This window comes from Clostridium pasteurianum BC1 (assembly GCF_000389635.1).
Classification (GTDB): Bacteria; Bacillota; Clostridia; order Clostridiales; family Clostridiaceae; genus Clostridium_I; species Clostridium_I pasteurianum_A.
Window position 1 is genome coordinate 1,044,370 of record NC_021182.1, and the last position, 15,620, is coordinate 1,059,989.

A 15,620-nucleotide genomic window follows, 5' to 3' on the forward strand; every position below is an offset into this window, starting at 1 on the left:
GTAGGAAATTGTGATAAAAGAAAATATATTTTTAAAAGTAATTAAATACTTAATTTTAATTATTTGTGCTGTTTGTGCTTTACTGCCAGTAGTATATATGATCTCTAGCTCATTTATGGGAATGGCACAAGTTAATCAATCACTTTCAGATTATAGCTTTCATATTGTTCCAGACTCCTTTACACTAATTCAATATTATGAAGTTTTTATTAGAAGTCCTGAATTTTTATTGAAATTTTGGAATTCTATAATACTTACACTGCCTACAGTTATTGGGCAAATAGTAATATCTGTTTTAGGAGCTTATGCTTTTGCAAAAATAAAATTTCCATTTAATAAACCTATATTTTTTATGTTTATTTTACTTATGCTAATGCCCTATCAGGTAACACTTGTACCAATATATATTATTCTCAAAAAGATGAATTTGGTAGGGAGCTATGCTTCAGTAATACTTCCAGGAATGTTTTCAACCTTTGGTGTATTCTTATTAACACAGTTTATAAAAGCTATTCCGGATGAACAGTGTCAGTCAGCAAAGGTTGATGGAGCTAATCATATACAAATATTATTTAAAATTATACTACCTCAATGCAAAGGTGCTGTGGCTTCACTTGCCATACTCAGCTTTTTAGATAACTGGAATATGATTGAACAACCTTTAATCTTACTAGAAAATGCAAAACAACCAATGTCTATTTTTTTATCACAAATTAATGAAACAGAACTTAGAGTAGCTTTTGCAGCAGGAGTACTATTTATGATTCCATCAATACTTATATTCTTAAAAGGGGAAAAACAACTGATGGAAGGAATACAGCATCTTGATTTAAAATAGGAGGATTTATATGAATAAAAGAAATAAGACTATTAATATAATTATTATAATTTTCATTAGTATTATAGTTTTCTGCACATATTTTTCTAAAACAATAAAAAATATGCTGCTTCCTGAAGTTAGTGTAGTTACTTTGAAGTCAGGAACTATAGGAAATAGTTATCAGACAGAAGGAACTATAAAATATGCAAATACTCATAAAATTTATGCTATGAATAATTGGAATGTTAAAGATGTTCTTGTAAAAATAAATCAAGATGTTAAAAAAGGGGATGTTTTAGCTAAAGTAGATAATGATGAAATAACTTTAAGTGAAAGAGAAGAGAAAGCAACAATAATAAACCTTCAAAATCAAATAGAATCTTTAAAAAATGCACCTAATCCTGATCAGAATAAGATTAATGAATATCAATTTCAATTGGATACGGAGAATATTAAATATAAACAGATTCGTAAGGGATTAACTTCAGATGGAAGTATATTGTCAGACATAGATGGGAAAATAGTAGCTATAAATTCACAAAATGCAACTCAAAATTCATCCTCTAATAAATCATCAAATAGTAGTACGGTAGCAGGTAATAATGCGTTGTTTGAAATTGTAGGCAGCCAGCCTGATTTTCTCGTTAATTGGACTAACACTTCTAATGATGCAAAAAATATTGCAGTAGGTGATAAAGTAAACATTATAGCCTCCAGCAGTAATAATAATAATTCAGCAAAGGAATTGACCGCTGAAGTTTTGCAAAAACAATTTAATGATCAAACGGGTCAATATGAATTTTCTGCTAGCATAGATGGTAAACCCAATCTTAAAGAAGATGACAATGTTATTATAAGTACTGTAGATAATACAAAAAGATATGACAATGTAATACCTAAAAGTTGTTTAACCGAAGAAAATGGATTGAATTATATATATGTTGTAAATCAAAAGGGTGGAGCATTAGGATTCTATGAATATGTTCAAAAAGTTCAAGTACAGGTGGTAGCTTCCGATGATGAAAATTGTTCTATTAAGCCAGAGAATGGAACTTCAATCCCCAATAATAGTCTTGGCATTGTCATGAGTACCTCCAAAGCTATAGATGATAATTCAGAAGTTAAATTAGATACTGGAAATTAGTAGAGGTGATTTTATGAATATAAAAAAAGTCATAAAGCTGAGATTCATAATAAGTTTAATTGTATTAATTATGCTAATTATATTGAGTACTTATTTTAGTTTAACTTTAAACAAAAATGTTTCCAATATACTAGAGTATAAAAAAATAAATAAAAGTTTGAGTACAAAGGATAACGGCATAACCTTTGACGACCTCAATAAAGTAAAGGAAAAATATAAAGAACTTATCTTTACAGGCTACAAAGAAACTCTATGTGATGTAACGAACAAATACGGGAATTCACCTAGTAAAAAAATAAAAACAAAAATGGTGCTAACAGATGAAAATTATTTTAGTCTATATCCTTATAATATGGTAGCAGGAGGTAAAATTGACTTCTTATCTGTAGAAAGTGGAAATAAGGTTGCAGTAATAAGTGATGTTTTGGCTAATGATGTATTTAAAAGCATCAAAGTAATTGGAAACATGATTACTTTAAATAATGAAAATTATAAAATTGTTGGAGTATACAAAGAAAATCAATCCTTTATTTACAGTACCTCAGAAGATGGTTATGAAAGGATATATGTTCCATATTCATCCTATACTATAAATGATAAAAATCAAAATTTATTTTTAGATATCTTTACAACTAAGGAAACGGCACAAATAAGTTATAAAAATATTAATAATAACTTAAGCAAAACACTGGGAGGAAGCTTATCCTTATATAATATGGTTAATTATATAACACTAAAAAAAATAAGCTTTCAGTATACACGAATACTATATTTTATAATAGGTATTTGTGGAATTATTGTTCTAATAAAAATAACATTAAAATATTTTAGGGATTTACTAACATTTTTTAAAGAGAAACTTAAAACCAATTATTTTAATGAAATATTAGGTAATAACAGGAAGAAAATTTTGTTTGTTTTTTCAAAAATATTATTATGTTTAATAAGTATAGTTATAATTTTTAGCCTGATAAAATTTAATATAACTATTGAGGATAAATACCTACCAACTGATAATATTTTTGATATCAATTTTTATAAAAAAACTATTGTAGATGATATGCAGCTCAGAAATGCTAATGAAAATGGTTTTGATAATGTCTATAATAGGTATACAAATAATATTGATGACATAGAAAAAATAGCTTTGTTAAGTGAATTAATAGTTATTACTATCACTGTTATAAATGGTAGATTGTTGTTAATAATAAAAAGAAATAAAAATACATTAACTCGGTAATGCTCAATTCATACGTAAACGAATAGAACAATATTTTAAATTGAACTTAATAATGAAAAGAAACTACCATTTGGAAAAACCATAAATGAATATTTATTATATAGTAAAATATATGATATAGTGTACAATAGTAGTTATTTATGTTGTAAAATGTATCATATCGCGTATAATCGTTTATAAGAAGTAGAAATAGGAATAAGTATTTGATATTTACAAAGGTATAAATAGTTATGGAGATAGTTTACTAAAAGGAGGCTTTATAATATATGGTTACATTAAAAAATGCACTAAAAGAATTGTCAGTTAAGGTTGATGAGAGAGTTGCTTCAAATATCAAGTTATTTGGAACTACTGAAATAGATGAAAATATTGGAGAATTAATTTATTTAATTTCAACCAAATTGGCAGATCAATTTGAATATGAAAATAAGCTGGATATTCCAACTTGTAACTGCATATTTACTGATTCTAATGAAGTCACTTTTGTACTTGATTCTAATGAGGATGCATGCTATATACGTTTTTGTGTGTACCCAATACATAAATGGACAAGAAATAATTTATCTAAGATTAAAATTATGGTAAATCTGTTAGAAGAATTATGTCGTTTTTATTGGAATTTAGAAGATGAAGTGCAAGTATCTTATAAACTTTTAGAAATCATGAAAAGAGTAAATCAAAGATTGGAACTAGAACATTTTTATGATCCGGATTACATAGAACATCTATATAATCTAGGGTATAAGAGTAAATAAAAAATACTAGACATTTAAGACAAGCCTTTATTAAAACAATAGTCCCCCCTAGGAGATAAGTGCCAGTTACCTCCTAGGGGGACTATTGTTATTTATAGAATAAAAGTATAATTATATAATAAAAGCTATCATATAATTAGAATAAATAATTTTTACTTTCAGTGAAATACTAATAAACAGAGGGGTATTGATAATGGAACATATTTTTAATATAGTTACTATTTTTAAAAGAGATATGAAGAGCATAATACATAATCCCATAGCATTGATAATTATTACAGGGCTTTGTATTCTTCCTTCTTTGTATGCCTGGGTAAACATAAAGGCTTGCTGGAATCCCTATGAAAATACTGGTACAATCCCTGTAGCTGTAGTAAATAAGGATAAAATGATTTCCTTTAAGAATAAGAATTTGAATATGGGAAATGAAATAGTTAAAAACTTGAAGAGCAACAATAAGATTGGATGGAAATTTGTAAGTCAAAGGGAAGGGGATTTGGGAATTGTAGATGGTACATATTATGCAGAGATAGAAATACCAGAAGATTTTTCCTCAAGCTTTGTAAGTATTCTTTCAGATAATCCTAAAAAGCCTCAGATAACCTATAAGGTAAATACAAAAGAAAATCCAGTAGCCGGTAAAATAACAGATGTAGCTAAGAATACCTTAATAGATCAGATAACTTCAAATTTTATTGTTACAGTGAATCAGACTTTATTTTCTTCTCTAAATGAAGTTGGACAAGATGCGCAAAAAAATAGAGATAATATAATTAAGGTGAAGGATGACATAATAAATATAAATAATAATATGGATTTAATAACTAGTACACTGCAGAGCATAAATATCAGTTCTGGAAATCTAGGGACATTTTTAACGGAACTGAGAGCTACTATTCCCTCTGTAGAAAGTGGATTGAATTCCGTAATACAAAGTAATGAGAATAATGCAGCTATGATAAAATCTACACAGACTACATTAAATAATTCTGCTAATAATATTCAGATCAATTTAAATAATGAAAATGCTTCAATTTATAGAATTCAGAGCATGCTTAATAACTTGAATGAAATGAGCTTAAATTCCAATACTTCGCAGTTTAATTCTGTTGCATCTGGAATCAATTCGGCTATAGATGGGGCCAATAATTCCAATAATGCCATAATTGATTATTTGCAAAAGATTAATGGTGCTATTCCAAATGCAGATATAGCAAATATGGTAAGTTCTTTAAATAATATACAGACTTCTTTAAATGGTGAAAAAAACAATGTTAATAATTTGCAGCAGAATTTCAGTAAGACAAATAATATTAACAAAGGGATACTGAATTCTCTAAACAATAGTACTGCCAGTGTAAACAGCCAATTGACAAATTCAATAAATCAGTACAATTCAAAAGCAAGAGGTTCATTAAATTCTATAGGAAACAGTCTTATAACCGCAACTAATGATGCCACTTATCTAATGCAGCAGGCACAGGACACAAATAAGCAAATAGACAAACTTATGGGCAGTGCAATTGAAGGTACTACTTTAGCTTCTAAAGTAAGTGGTGATTTAAATAGTAGACTTTTAGAATTTAAAGATATAATTGCAAAATTGGCCAGCAAACTCCAACTGGTTAACAATAATGATCTGCAGCAAATAATATCCATACTTCAGAGTAATCCACAGTTTATGGCAGATTTTATAGCAAACCCCTTTAATCTGAAGGATGAATCCATATATACTACGCCAAATTACGGTTCCAGTATGGCACCAATTTATACTGTACTGGCAATTTGGGTGGGATCACTTTTACTTACATCTATACTTACAACTAAGACAGTTCCTACAGAAGAATATAGAAAGCTTAGTCTGAGAGAAAAACATTTTGGTAAAATGCTGACTTTTATTAGTCTATCAGTAATACAGTCCCTCATAGTCTCTTTGGGAGATAAATTTCTCCTAGGGGTATATACTGTAAATACATCCTTAATGATAGCCTTCGCAGTGGTATCAGGAATAACTTTTTCAATAATTGTATACACTTTAGTTTCAGTGTTAGGTAATGTAGGTAAAGCTTTAGCCATTATACTGCTCATAGTCCAGGTGGCCGGAAGTGGTGGAACATATCCTATACAATTAGATCCATTGGCATTTAGAATAGTGCAGCCAATGTTACCTTTTACTTATAGTGTAGGTGGCTTTAGAGAGGCCATAGGTGGTCCTCTTATAAGCACTGTAATGATGGATTTCAGCATGCTGATACTAATATCAATATTATTTATATTGCTTGGATTATTTTTTAAAAGACCACTGGATCCTGTAATTTCAAAATTTGAAGCTAAATTCAAAAAGTCAGGTATAGGAGAATAGTTAGAAAGTGGGGTGAAGGTATGAAAAAATTACTTAACATATTTGTGAGAGATATAAAAAATATAGTAGTGAATCCTGCGGCCATTGTAATAGTTATAGGACTGTGTATATTACCATCTTTGTATGCCTGGATAAACATAAAAGCCTGTTGGGATCCTTATGCCAATACAGGAAATCTCCCTATTGCCATAGTCAATGAGGATGAGGGAGCCACTTTTAATGGAAAAAATATAAATGTAGGCGATGAGGTTGTAGCCAATCTTAAAAAGAATAAGACAATAGACTGGATATTTGTAGATGATTGGCAGGGAAACTATGGACTAAATGAGGGGAAATACTATGCACTTATAGAAATCCCAAATAATTTTTCAGCGGGAATGGTAAGTTTAGCTTCTGCAAATCCTAAAAAGCCTAATATTATATACAGAAGTAATGAAAAATTAAATGCTATTGCTGCTAAGATAACAAACTCAGTAAAAGAAAGATTTGCCAGTGATTTAAAGGCTGAATTTGTGAGTACTGTCAATAGGGAAGCACTAAATACCCTGAATTCCATAGTAGATAATCCGGATAAGCAGAAGGCACAAATTATTCAGTTTAAAGAAACTCTGGATGAAGCAAATAACAATATTGCGGACATAAAAAAATATATAGATGAAGCAAATTCAAATTCTCTAGGATTACAGAATTACTTGGGAAAGGTACAAAATAATCTTCCTAAGATAACTCAGCAGATTAATAGTTTGCAGCAAGCTACAGAGAGCAGTAAAATATTAGTTTCAGATACAAAGCAGGCTGTAAATTCCACAGCCAGTACACTGAATAATGATATGGTTCAGGCTAAATCTATAAATAATAGAATTCAAACACTGCTGCAGCAAATTAAGGATACCAATAACAGTGCCAGTAATTTAGCTAATTCTACGGATACTGCAAAGAATATAAATGAGCTTATCAATATAAATAATTCGCTAGATAAAACTGCAGCAACTGATATTAATTTTATTCAGTCCATAGCTGAAACCAATAATAATAGTGCTTTAACTAATACCATAAATTCTCTTCAGTTCCTGGATGGATTAATAAAGACAGAGGGTAATAATTTAAATCAATTAAAAATTATGCTGGGAAACAACATAAATGCGGGAAATAATAACTCCTTAAATAATGAAATAGATAAACTTTTGGCAGAAAATAATCAAGTCTCAAATAGCCTTGATAATACATCAAATAAATTTTATTCCAGTGCATTACCAGTACTTAATAATATAGGGGATAATTTAAATACAAGTTTAGATGATGTTAATTCTGTACTGGAAGCAACAAAAGTCATAGTTCCCCAGTTAAGAGCTTTAGCTCAGTATGGAATAGCTACCAGTAAGTTATCCGTTAATCAGGCAAATCAATTAAAGGATAAATTAAGTAGTATTCAAAATCAGCTAAATCAGTTAACTTCTAAAATGAATACTGTAAATGGGGATGACTTAAATGATTTAGTAAAGATACTTAAAATGAATCCAAATAAATTGTCAAGTTTTATATATTCACCTATGGACGTAAAAGAAGTTGATGTATACGGAGAAGGTATATTTGGAATTGGATTGACTCCTTTTTATACTGTACTTGCAATTTGGGTAGGTGCGCTGCTTTTATGTGCTCTATTGACTACAGAATACAGAGATTTTGAGGGTAAGGAAAAATTAAATTTTATACAAAAACATTTTGGAAAACTGCTTTTATTTTTAATGTTAGCACTTATTCAGGCTGCCATAGTTACTCTTGGGGATAAGTATATACTTGGAGTAAATCCTAAAAATATGGCACTTATGATGGAATTTTCATTGGCATCTGCAGTCACCTTTACCATTATAATATTCACGCTGGTATCCTTAATGGGTAATGTGGGAAAAGCCATTGCAGTAGTAATGATGGTGTTTCAAATTGCAGGATCTGGAGGAATTTATCCAATACAAACCAATCCTGAAATATTTGGAGTTCTTGAGCCATTATGGCCATTTACCTATGCGATAAATGGTTTCAGGGAAGCTATAGCCGGGCCAGTATGGAGTAATGTATACAGTAGTTTTAAAGCCTTAGGTTATTTTACAATTATATTTTTACTTCTTGTAATTTTAAAGCCACTATTTCATAAGATAACAGAATTTATGGAAAAAAAATTTGAACAATCTGGCCTATAGAGCATAATATATACTAAACCTATTGACAAACTATGGATGATTTGATACTATGTTCATAAGATAAATTTAATATTTAAAGTTGACTAGGTACACTAGAGGCTTATCACTTCATTTTTTAAGGTGAGATAAGTTTCTAGTGTTTTTTATTTATTTTCATTTACCTCAGAGGTGTAGAAATATCCAAAAATGACATAATAATCGATAAATGAGTTCATTAGATAAACTGCAGATCTAAATACTTAAATTTAATAATTTATCCGATGACTAGTGGTTGGATAATTCATCTAAACTTAGTGGGGATACAAACTCCAACTAAGTAAGATTCATTGATGATAAAGCAATGTTTATAGCAAAAAACAAAAAAGGGGGAATTTTATGAAGAAACTGAATCTGGATAATTCCTTGGTGCAGACTCGTGAAGAGAGGCTTGGAACCATCATTGCATGGAAAACCGGAAAGGCATCAGAAATTTTAAGGGATTCTGAATACACCTGCGGAGGCTGCAAGGATAATGGAGGTAAGAGGCTCTGTGAGGCCAGAGGACCTTTTAGTCAGGGATCCAAGTGCAGTGAAGAGATGGTATCATGTCAGCATAGTAATGTAAGAGATGCGGTTTTTATTCAGCATTCTCCTGTAGGATGTGGTGCAGGTCAGGTATTATCCAATTCCTTATATCGTAATGGTCTTGCTATAAGAGGATTGCCGGTAGAAAATGTTAAAATAATTAGTACAAATATGGATGAAAGTGATGTAGTTTTTGGAGGACTAAAAAAGTTAGAACAGTCTATAAGAGATGCTTTTAATAGACACAATCCTAAAGTGATTTTTGTTGGCACCTCCTGTGCTGCAGGAATTATTGGAGAGGACATAGAAAGTGTAACAAATAAATTACAAGAGGAATTTAAAATACCTGTTATTCCTACCTATTGTGAAGGCTTCAGATCAAAACACTGGACTACAGGCTTTGATGCAGCCTACCATGGAATTATAAGGCAGGTAGCCCGTAAAAATCCTAAGAGACAGGAGGATTTAGTTAATGTAATTGATCTTTGGGGTGAAGATATATTTACACCTATGCTTGGGGAACTGGGTCTTAGGGTTAATTATGTGGTGGATCTAGCTAGTGTAGAGGATTTGGAGCAAATGTCAGAAGCCGCTGCCAGTGTTTCCTTTTGTTACACACTATCTTCCTATATGTCCGCTGCTTTAGAAAAACAATTTGGGGTTATAGATGTTAAAGCTCCTCAGCCCTATGGAATTCTTGCCACAGATGCATGGATAAGAGAACTGGGAAGGGTTACTCATAGAGAGGAAAAAGCGGAAGCCTATATAGAGAAAGAACATAAGAGGATAGAAAAAAGATTACAGGAACTTAGAAAACTCCTTAAGGGTAAAGTAGGATATGTAGCCACAGGATCTTCTTATGCCCATGGGATTATTGCAGTGCTTAGAGATCTTCGAGTGGAGATAGATGGATCCCTTACCTTTCACCATGAACCAATATTTGATGGTGAAGATGCTGATAAAAAGGATTCTCTAAAATTTTTAGTGGAAAACTATGGAGATGTCTCACAGTTTAGTGTAAGTAATGGTCAACAATATCAATTTTATGGACTGCTTAAAAATATAAATCCTGATTTTATCATCATAAGACATAATGGACTTGCTCCACTAGCTTCGCGAATGGGCATTCCAGCAGCACCTCTTGGAGATGGCCATCATGCTGTAGGCTATCAGGGAATTATAAATTTAGGAGAAACTATTCTTGAGATACTGGCACGTAAGAAATTTCATAAGGATCTATCTGAAAATGTAGAATTGCCCTATACAGATTGGTGGCTCAGTCAGAAAGATCCCTATGTGCTTTCAAAGTAAAATATATGAAATTAGTTTATTTAATACAGCAGCATGTCTATTAGATAATTCATCTAAACTTAGTGTAAGTACAAACTTTCATTGAGTAAGATTTATTTAACATAAAAGGAGTTAACAGAATGTCTATTTCAGGAACAAAAGATACAGATAAAGATTTTGGAGAATGTGAAAAATTAAAGAAGACAAATTCTATTGAACAGGTTAGGTATGGTTGTGCCTTGGGAGCTATACACAGTGCTTTCGCCATTCCAAGAGTAATACCAATTACTCATTGCGGTCCGGGCTGTGCGCAGAAGCAGGTTACTAGCATATCCTTTAACAACGGTTTCCAAGGAGGTGGCTATGGAGGCGGTGCTGTTATTCCAAGTACTAACATAAATGAAAAAGAAGTGGTATTTGGGGGAGAAAACAGATTAAGAGAATTAATTGAAGCTACCTTTAAAATCTTAAAGGCAGATTTATTTGTGGTGATGACAGGATGTATCCCAGACACAGTGGGGGATGATGTAAGAGCTGTGGTAGGTGAATTTCAAAAAAAAGGACTTCCTATTGTATATGCAGAGACGGGAGGTTTTAAAGGTAATAATTTCACTGGTCATGAACTTGTTACCAGGGCCATTATTGATCAGTATGTAGGTGACTATGATGGACCTAAAGAAAAGGGTGTTGTAAATGTATGGTCACTGCTTCCTTATCATAATACTTTTTGGAAGGGTGATCTTACAGAAATAAAGAGAATTTTAGAGGGTGTAGGATTAAAGGTCAATATTTTGTTCGGAAATAAAAGTGATGGTGTCTCAGAGTGGAAAAATATAAAAAAAGCACAGTTTAATCTGGTTTTATCTCCTTGGCTGGGGCTTCAGACTGCAGAACACTTAAAAGAAAAGTATGGGCAGCCCTATCTGCATATTCCTGTAATCCCCATAGGAGCTAAGGAAACCAGCAGTTTCCTTAGAAAAGTAGTGGATTTTGCAGGGATTGATAAAGAGAGAGCAGAAAGGTTTATTGAACAGGAGAGAAAGGAATATTATAACTATCTAGAAGGATTTTCTGATTTTTATGCAGAGTATTTTTGGGGACTTCCAGCAAAATTTGCAGTTATAGGGGATAGCGCTTATAACTTGGCAATAACAAAATTTTTAGTCAATCAGCTGGGGGTAATACCTGCAAGACAGATCATTACAGATAATCCGCCTGAAAAATACAGAAAGCTCATTGTGGAAGAATATAGAAATATAGCAGAAGATGTGTCTACAGAGGTGGAGTTTGAAGAGGACAGCTATATTATTCATGAAAAAATAAGAAAAACAGATTTTGGAAATAAGCCGCCTATTATTTTTGGTACTACCTGGGAGAGAGACTTGGCAAAGGAGCTAAAAGGACATATAGTGGAAATAGGTTTTCCAGCTTCTTATGAGGTGGTTATATCAAAGTCCTATGTAGGCTATAGAGGAGCACTTACTCTTCTTGAAAAAATTTATACCACTACAGTAAGTGCCAGTGCTTAGGATTGTTTTAGTTGACTGGTAAGCCAGAGACTTTAAATAAATATTTATTTAAAGTCTCTGGCCTTTTTATTGAAAATATCACTTAAATTAGCTGCTAAATTAATTATAAATTTATTTATTAATATAAAATTTCAAGGGGGAAAATAAATGGCAGAGATAATTGAACAACCAAGATATGTATGCGCTATAGGAGCACAGCAAACTGTTTTAGCTATAAATAAGGCAATACCAATCCTTAATTCTGGACCAGGCGGCAGTGAAAAAGTCTTTAGTGGTGTAAGTCTTGATGCTGGTGATGCTGGATATCAGGGAACTGGTTATGCTGGAGGTACTGCTGTTTCCTGCACAAACAGTTCAGAAAAAGAAGTAGTATTTGGAGAGGAAGATAGATTAAGAGAAGTAATAGATGGAACCCTTAAGATTTTGAAAGGAGATTTGTTTGTAGTAATGACTGGGTGCACTTCTGATATTATAGGAGATGATGTGGGTCAGGTAGTTTCCAAATACCAAAAAGAGGGTGTACCAATAGTATATGCAGAAACTGGTGGCTTTAAAGGAACTAATTATGTGGGACATGAATTGGTAATTGAAGCTATTATAAATCAATTTATAGGAGATGTTCAGCCAAAGGTTAAAAAGAGTTTGGTTAATGTTTGGTCTTCAGTTCCTTATCAGGATCCATTTTGGGCTGGGAATCTGGCAGAGATTAAGCGTCTGTTAGAGGGAATAGGACTAAAAGTAAATATACTATTTGGTCCAAAATCCAAGGGGGTAGAGGAATGGAAAACTATTCCCAATGCTGAGTTTAACATTGTATTATCTCCATGGGTAGGACTGAAAACAGCAAAACTATTAAAAAACAAATATGGAACACCCTATTTATATCATCCAATACTTCCTATAGGTGCTAAACAAACCACAGAGTTTTTGAGAGAAGTAGTTGGATTTGGAAATCTGGATAAAAATAAGGCGGAAGATTTTATAAGAGAAGAAGAAAAAAATTATTACTATTACTTGGGGAGATCAGCTGACTTTTTTTTAGAATTTCGTTATGGTTTATTTCATAGGTTCTTTACTATCACTGATTCCTTTTATGCTCTTGGTATAAATAAATTCTTAATAAAGGAGCTTGGGCTTGTACCAGGTCAGCAGTATATTACTGAGGATACTCCAAAGGAACATCAGGAATCTATAAGAAATGAATTTGAAAACTCTTCAAAGGCCGTTTCGGCAGAGGTTATATTTGAAACTGATGGTGGAAAAATCCATGAGGGCATAAGAAATTATGATCATAAAAACCATAAACCACTAATTATAGGTAGCTTTTGGGATAAGGATATAGTTTCTGAATTGAAGGGATATGAATTGGATATTTCAATTCCAATACTAAACAGTCTTATATTGGATAAGAATTATGTTGGTTACAGTGGTGCATTAACTCTCACTGAAGATATATATAATAGTATTCTACATGTTTATTAAGTCTAATTTTCCGGGTGATTCGACAAAGTATTGATTATTATCAATATGTGATTAGAAAATTTTCACAGGTAAATTTTGCATTATTACTGCCTATGAGAATTACTTGGAGAATATAGTGCTATATGATTTTTTTAATCATGGGAGGATTAATATGAAAATAAATTTAGAAATATCTGAAGTGGCAATCAGGGAAAAATTTAGAGATATTTTAAATAAAAATAAGAGAAAAGCTTATTTGAAAGTTTTCCTCTTATTTTATGTTTAACAGAACATTTCATTGTGACAATAAAAATATATTTTATATAGGAAAATACTAAGCTAAAAGTAAAACTGATGTTGATTTAACAAGAGCAGTTACTTCTGAGCCTTCTTTGATACCAAGATCTTCAATGGATTCAAGAGATACTATTGAAGTAATATGATTTCCCCCACCGATGTCTACAACCACTTCAGCAGTTATAACACCTTTTTTTACATTTGTAACTTTTCCCTTTAATTGGTTTCTTGCACTAATAGACATAATTGTTTCCTCCCATTTTCTCTTTATTTTTTATTATATATATATATATTTTCTTCCCTTTGTCTATAATTATACATAAATTTTATGAAAAATAAAATTTTGGGCAATGTACCTTTATATGTATAATCGTCTTGTTATGTACTTGTATATAATATATGGGATTAAATTTTAATTACCATATGATACGAAATCAATCATACAGGGATTATAATTAAATTTTTTGTTGATTTTTGTATGGTTTTATTTTTAAAAATAATTATTAACAAATTATTAATTTTAATTTATTGTAAATTAAATATATTCTGATAATTATTTTATATTAAACATATTGACAAAATTTTGTTGAAAATACGTTGACAGAGGCCAATGAAAATGTTATCATAAATTCATGAAATGAATAAAGGGATTGTAACTGTTAGGCAGGCAAAACCCAAGTTAAGATAAATTTTATATTTATTTTGATTTGGGTGTTTTATTATGTGAACAATAAATTTGCTAGTTATATTATTATATTGAAGATGCCTGTGATTGGGTTATAGAGTAATAGCATTTTTATCCGATGACTACCCGTTCTAATACTCTCCTCGCACTCAGTGAAAGTGATTCACACAAAATCAAAGATTTTGGTTCTCTACTTGCACTCTGTGAAAGCGATTCACAGAAAATCGAAGATTTTTGTTCTCTGCTTTTCTTCAAAGTGGGAGTAAAAAACGGCTACGTCCCTGGATAACGATTTCTAAGCATCAGATGAATAGAAACTCCACCTGATGCCAAGAACTCTGTTTATAGCACATAACATTGGGGTGATTACTGTGATAATTAAAAAAGTATTAAATAACAATGTAGTTACAACTTTAGATGAAAATACAAAGCTTGAAAAAGTAGTTATGGGTAGAGGAATTGCCTTTCAAAAAAAGATAGGGGACATGCTGGATAGTTCAAAAATTGAAAAGGTTTTTATTTTGGAAAACACAATTGAAAATGAAAAGTTTCAAAAATTAGTAAATGAAATTCCTATGGAGTATGTAAAATTATCTGAAGCTATAATAAGTTACGGTAAAGAAAAATTAAATACAGAGTTCGATGATCATATTTATATAGCACTTACAGATCACATAGCATTTGCAATTAAAAGATTTAAAGAAGGGATTAGTCTTAAAAATCATTTACTCTGGGAAATTCAGAGGATTCATAAAAATGAATATGAAGTTGGTTTATGGTCACTAAAACTTATTGAAAAAGAATTGGACATTAAAATGAATGTAGATGAAGCTGGTTATATTGCTTTGCACTTAATTGACGCTTCACTAAATGAGAGTATGAACAATACTATGAACATAACTACAATTGTTCAGGAAATATTGAATATAATAAAATATTTTTTCACAATAGAATTTAATGAGGATGATATATCCTATGACAGACTGATAACACACCTGAAGTATTTTGCTCAGAGGGTGGTTTCAAATAAAACTTTGTCTCAAGATCATGACGAATTTTTAGAAATGGTAAAGATAAATTATAAACAGCCCTGTAACTGTGCTTTAAAAGTAAAGAAATTTATTGAAAAAAATTATCATTATAAAATAAATGATGGAGAAATAGTTTATCTTACTCTGCACATACAGAGAGTTATTTCCAGTGTGGAGAATCATGAAAAAAATAAAACTTAATATCCGGGATTGTTACTGGTTATGCAGGCAAAACCTAAGTTGA

11 protein-coding genes are annotated in these 15,620 nt (G+C 31.1%); 10 read left to right on the top strand and 1 reads right to left on the bottom strand.

What is annotated here, in order from left to right; genetic code table 11:
- The first annotated feature begins 10 nt into the window (after positions 1-10).
- The 9 genes from CLOPA_RS04825 (at position 11) to CLOPA_RS04865 (ending at position 13,384) form a co-directional block, all read left to right on the top strand.
- Entirely contained in the window at positions 11-838 is an 828-nt protein-coding gene (locus CLOPA_RS04825; RefSeq protein WP_015614349.1) for a carbohydrate ABC transporter permease, read from the top strand.
- A 10-nt stretch (positions 839-848) separates the two neighbouring features.
- Positions 849-1,964, top strand: coding sequence for an efflux RND transporter periplasmic adaptor subunit (locus CLOPA_RS04830; RefSeq protein ID WP_015614350.1), 1,116 nt, complete (start codon positions 849-851; stop codon positions 1,962-1,964).
- Positions 1,965-1,977: 13 nt separating this feature from the next.
- On the top strand, positions 1,978-3,204 hold the full coding sequence (locus CLOPA_RS04835; RefSeq protein ID WP_015614351.1) for an ABC transporter permease: 1,227 nt from the start codon (positions 1,978-1,980) through the stop codon (positions 3,202-3,204).
- A 266-nt stretch (positions 3,205-3,470) separates the two neighbouring features.
- Positions 3,471-3,959, top strand: coding sequence for a hypothetical protein (locus CLOPA_RS04840; protein WP_015614352.1), 489 nt, complete (start codon positions 3,471-3,473; stop codon positions 3,957-3,959).
- A gap of 193 nt (positions 3,960-4,152) precedes the next feature.
- Positions 4,153-6,321, top strand: coding sequence for a YhgE/Pip domain-containing protein (locus CLOPA_RS04845; protein WP_015614353.1), 2,169 nt, complete (start codon positions 4,153-4,155; stop codon positions 6,319-6,321).
- A 20-nt stretch (positions 6,322-6,341) separates the two neighbouring features.
- On the top strand, positions 6,342-8,519 hold the full coding sequence (locus tag CLOPA_RS04850; protein ID WP_015614354.1) for a YhgE/Pip domain-containing protein: 2,178 nt from the start codon (positions 6,342-6,344) through the stop codon (positions 8,517-8,519).
- Positions 8,520-8,894: 375 nt separating this feature from the next.
- A complete protein-coding gene (locus tag CLOPA_RS04855) occupies positions 8,895-10,394 on the top strand; it encodes a nitrogenase component 1 (protein ID WP_015614355.1) in 1,500 nt (499 codons plus the stop codon).
- 119 nt (positions 10,395-10,513) lie between these two features.
- A complete protein-coding gene (locus tag CLOPA_RS04860; RefSeq protein WP_015614356.1) occupies positions 10,514-11,902 on the top strand; it encodes a nitrogenase component 1 in 1,389 nt (462 codons plus the stop codon).
- Positions 11,903-12,049: 147 nt separating this feature from the next.
- Entirely contained in the window at positions 12,050-13,384 is a 1,335-nt protein-coding gene (locus tag CLOPA_RS04865; protein ID WP_015614357.1) for a nitrogenase component 1, read from the top strand.
- 313 nt (positions 13,385-13,697) lie between these two features.
- Here CLOPA_RS04865 and CLOPA_RS04870 read toward each other — a convergent pair whose 3' ends face one another.
- Positions 13,698-13,904: a TOBE domain-containing protein gene (locus CLOPA_RS04870; protein WP_015614359.1), complete on the bottom strand. Its 207-nt coding sequence runs from the start codon at positions 13,902-13,904 to the stop codon at positions 13,698-13,700.
- An 812-nt stretch (positions 13,905-14,716) separates the two neighbouring features.
- On the opposite strand from CLOPA_RS04870, the gene licT reads away from it, so the two are divergent.
- On the top strand, positions 14,717-15,577 hold the full coding sequence (licT, locus tag CLOPA_RS04875; protein ID WP_041710799.1) for a BglG family transcription antiterminator LicT: 861 nt from the start codon (positions 14,717-14,719) through the stop codon (positions 15,575-15,577).
- The last annotated feature ends 43 nt before the right edge of the window (positions 15,578-15,620 follow it).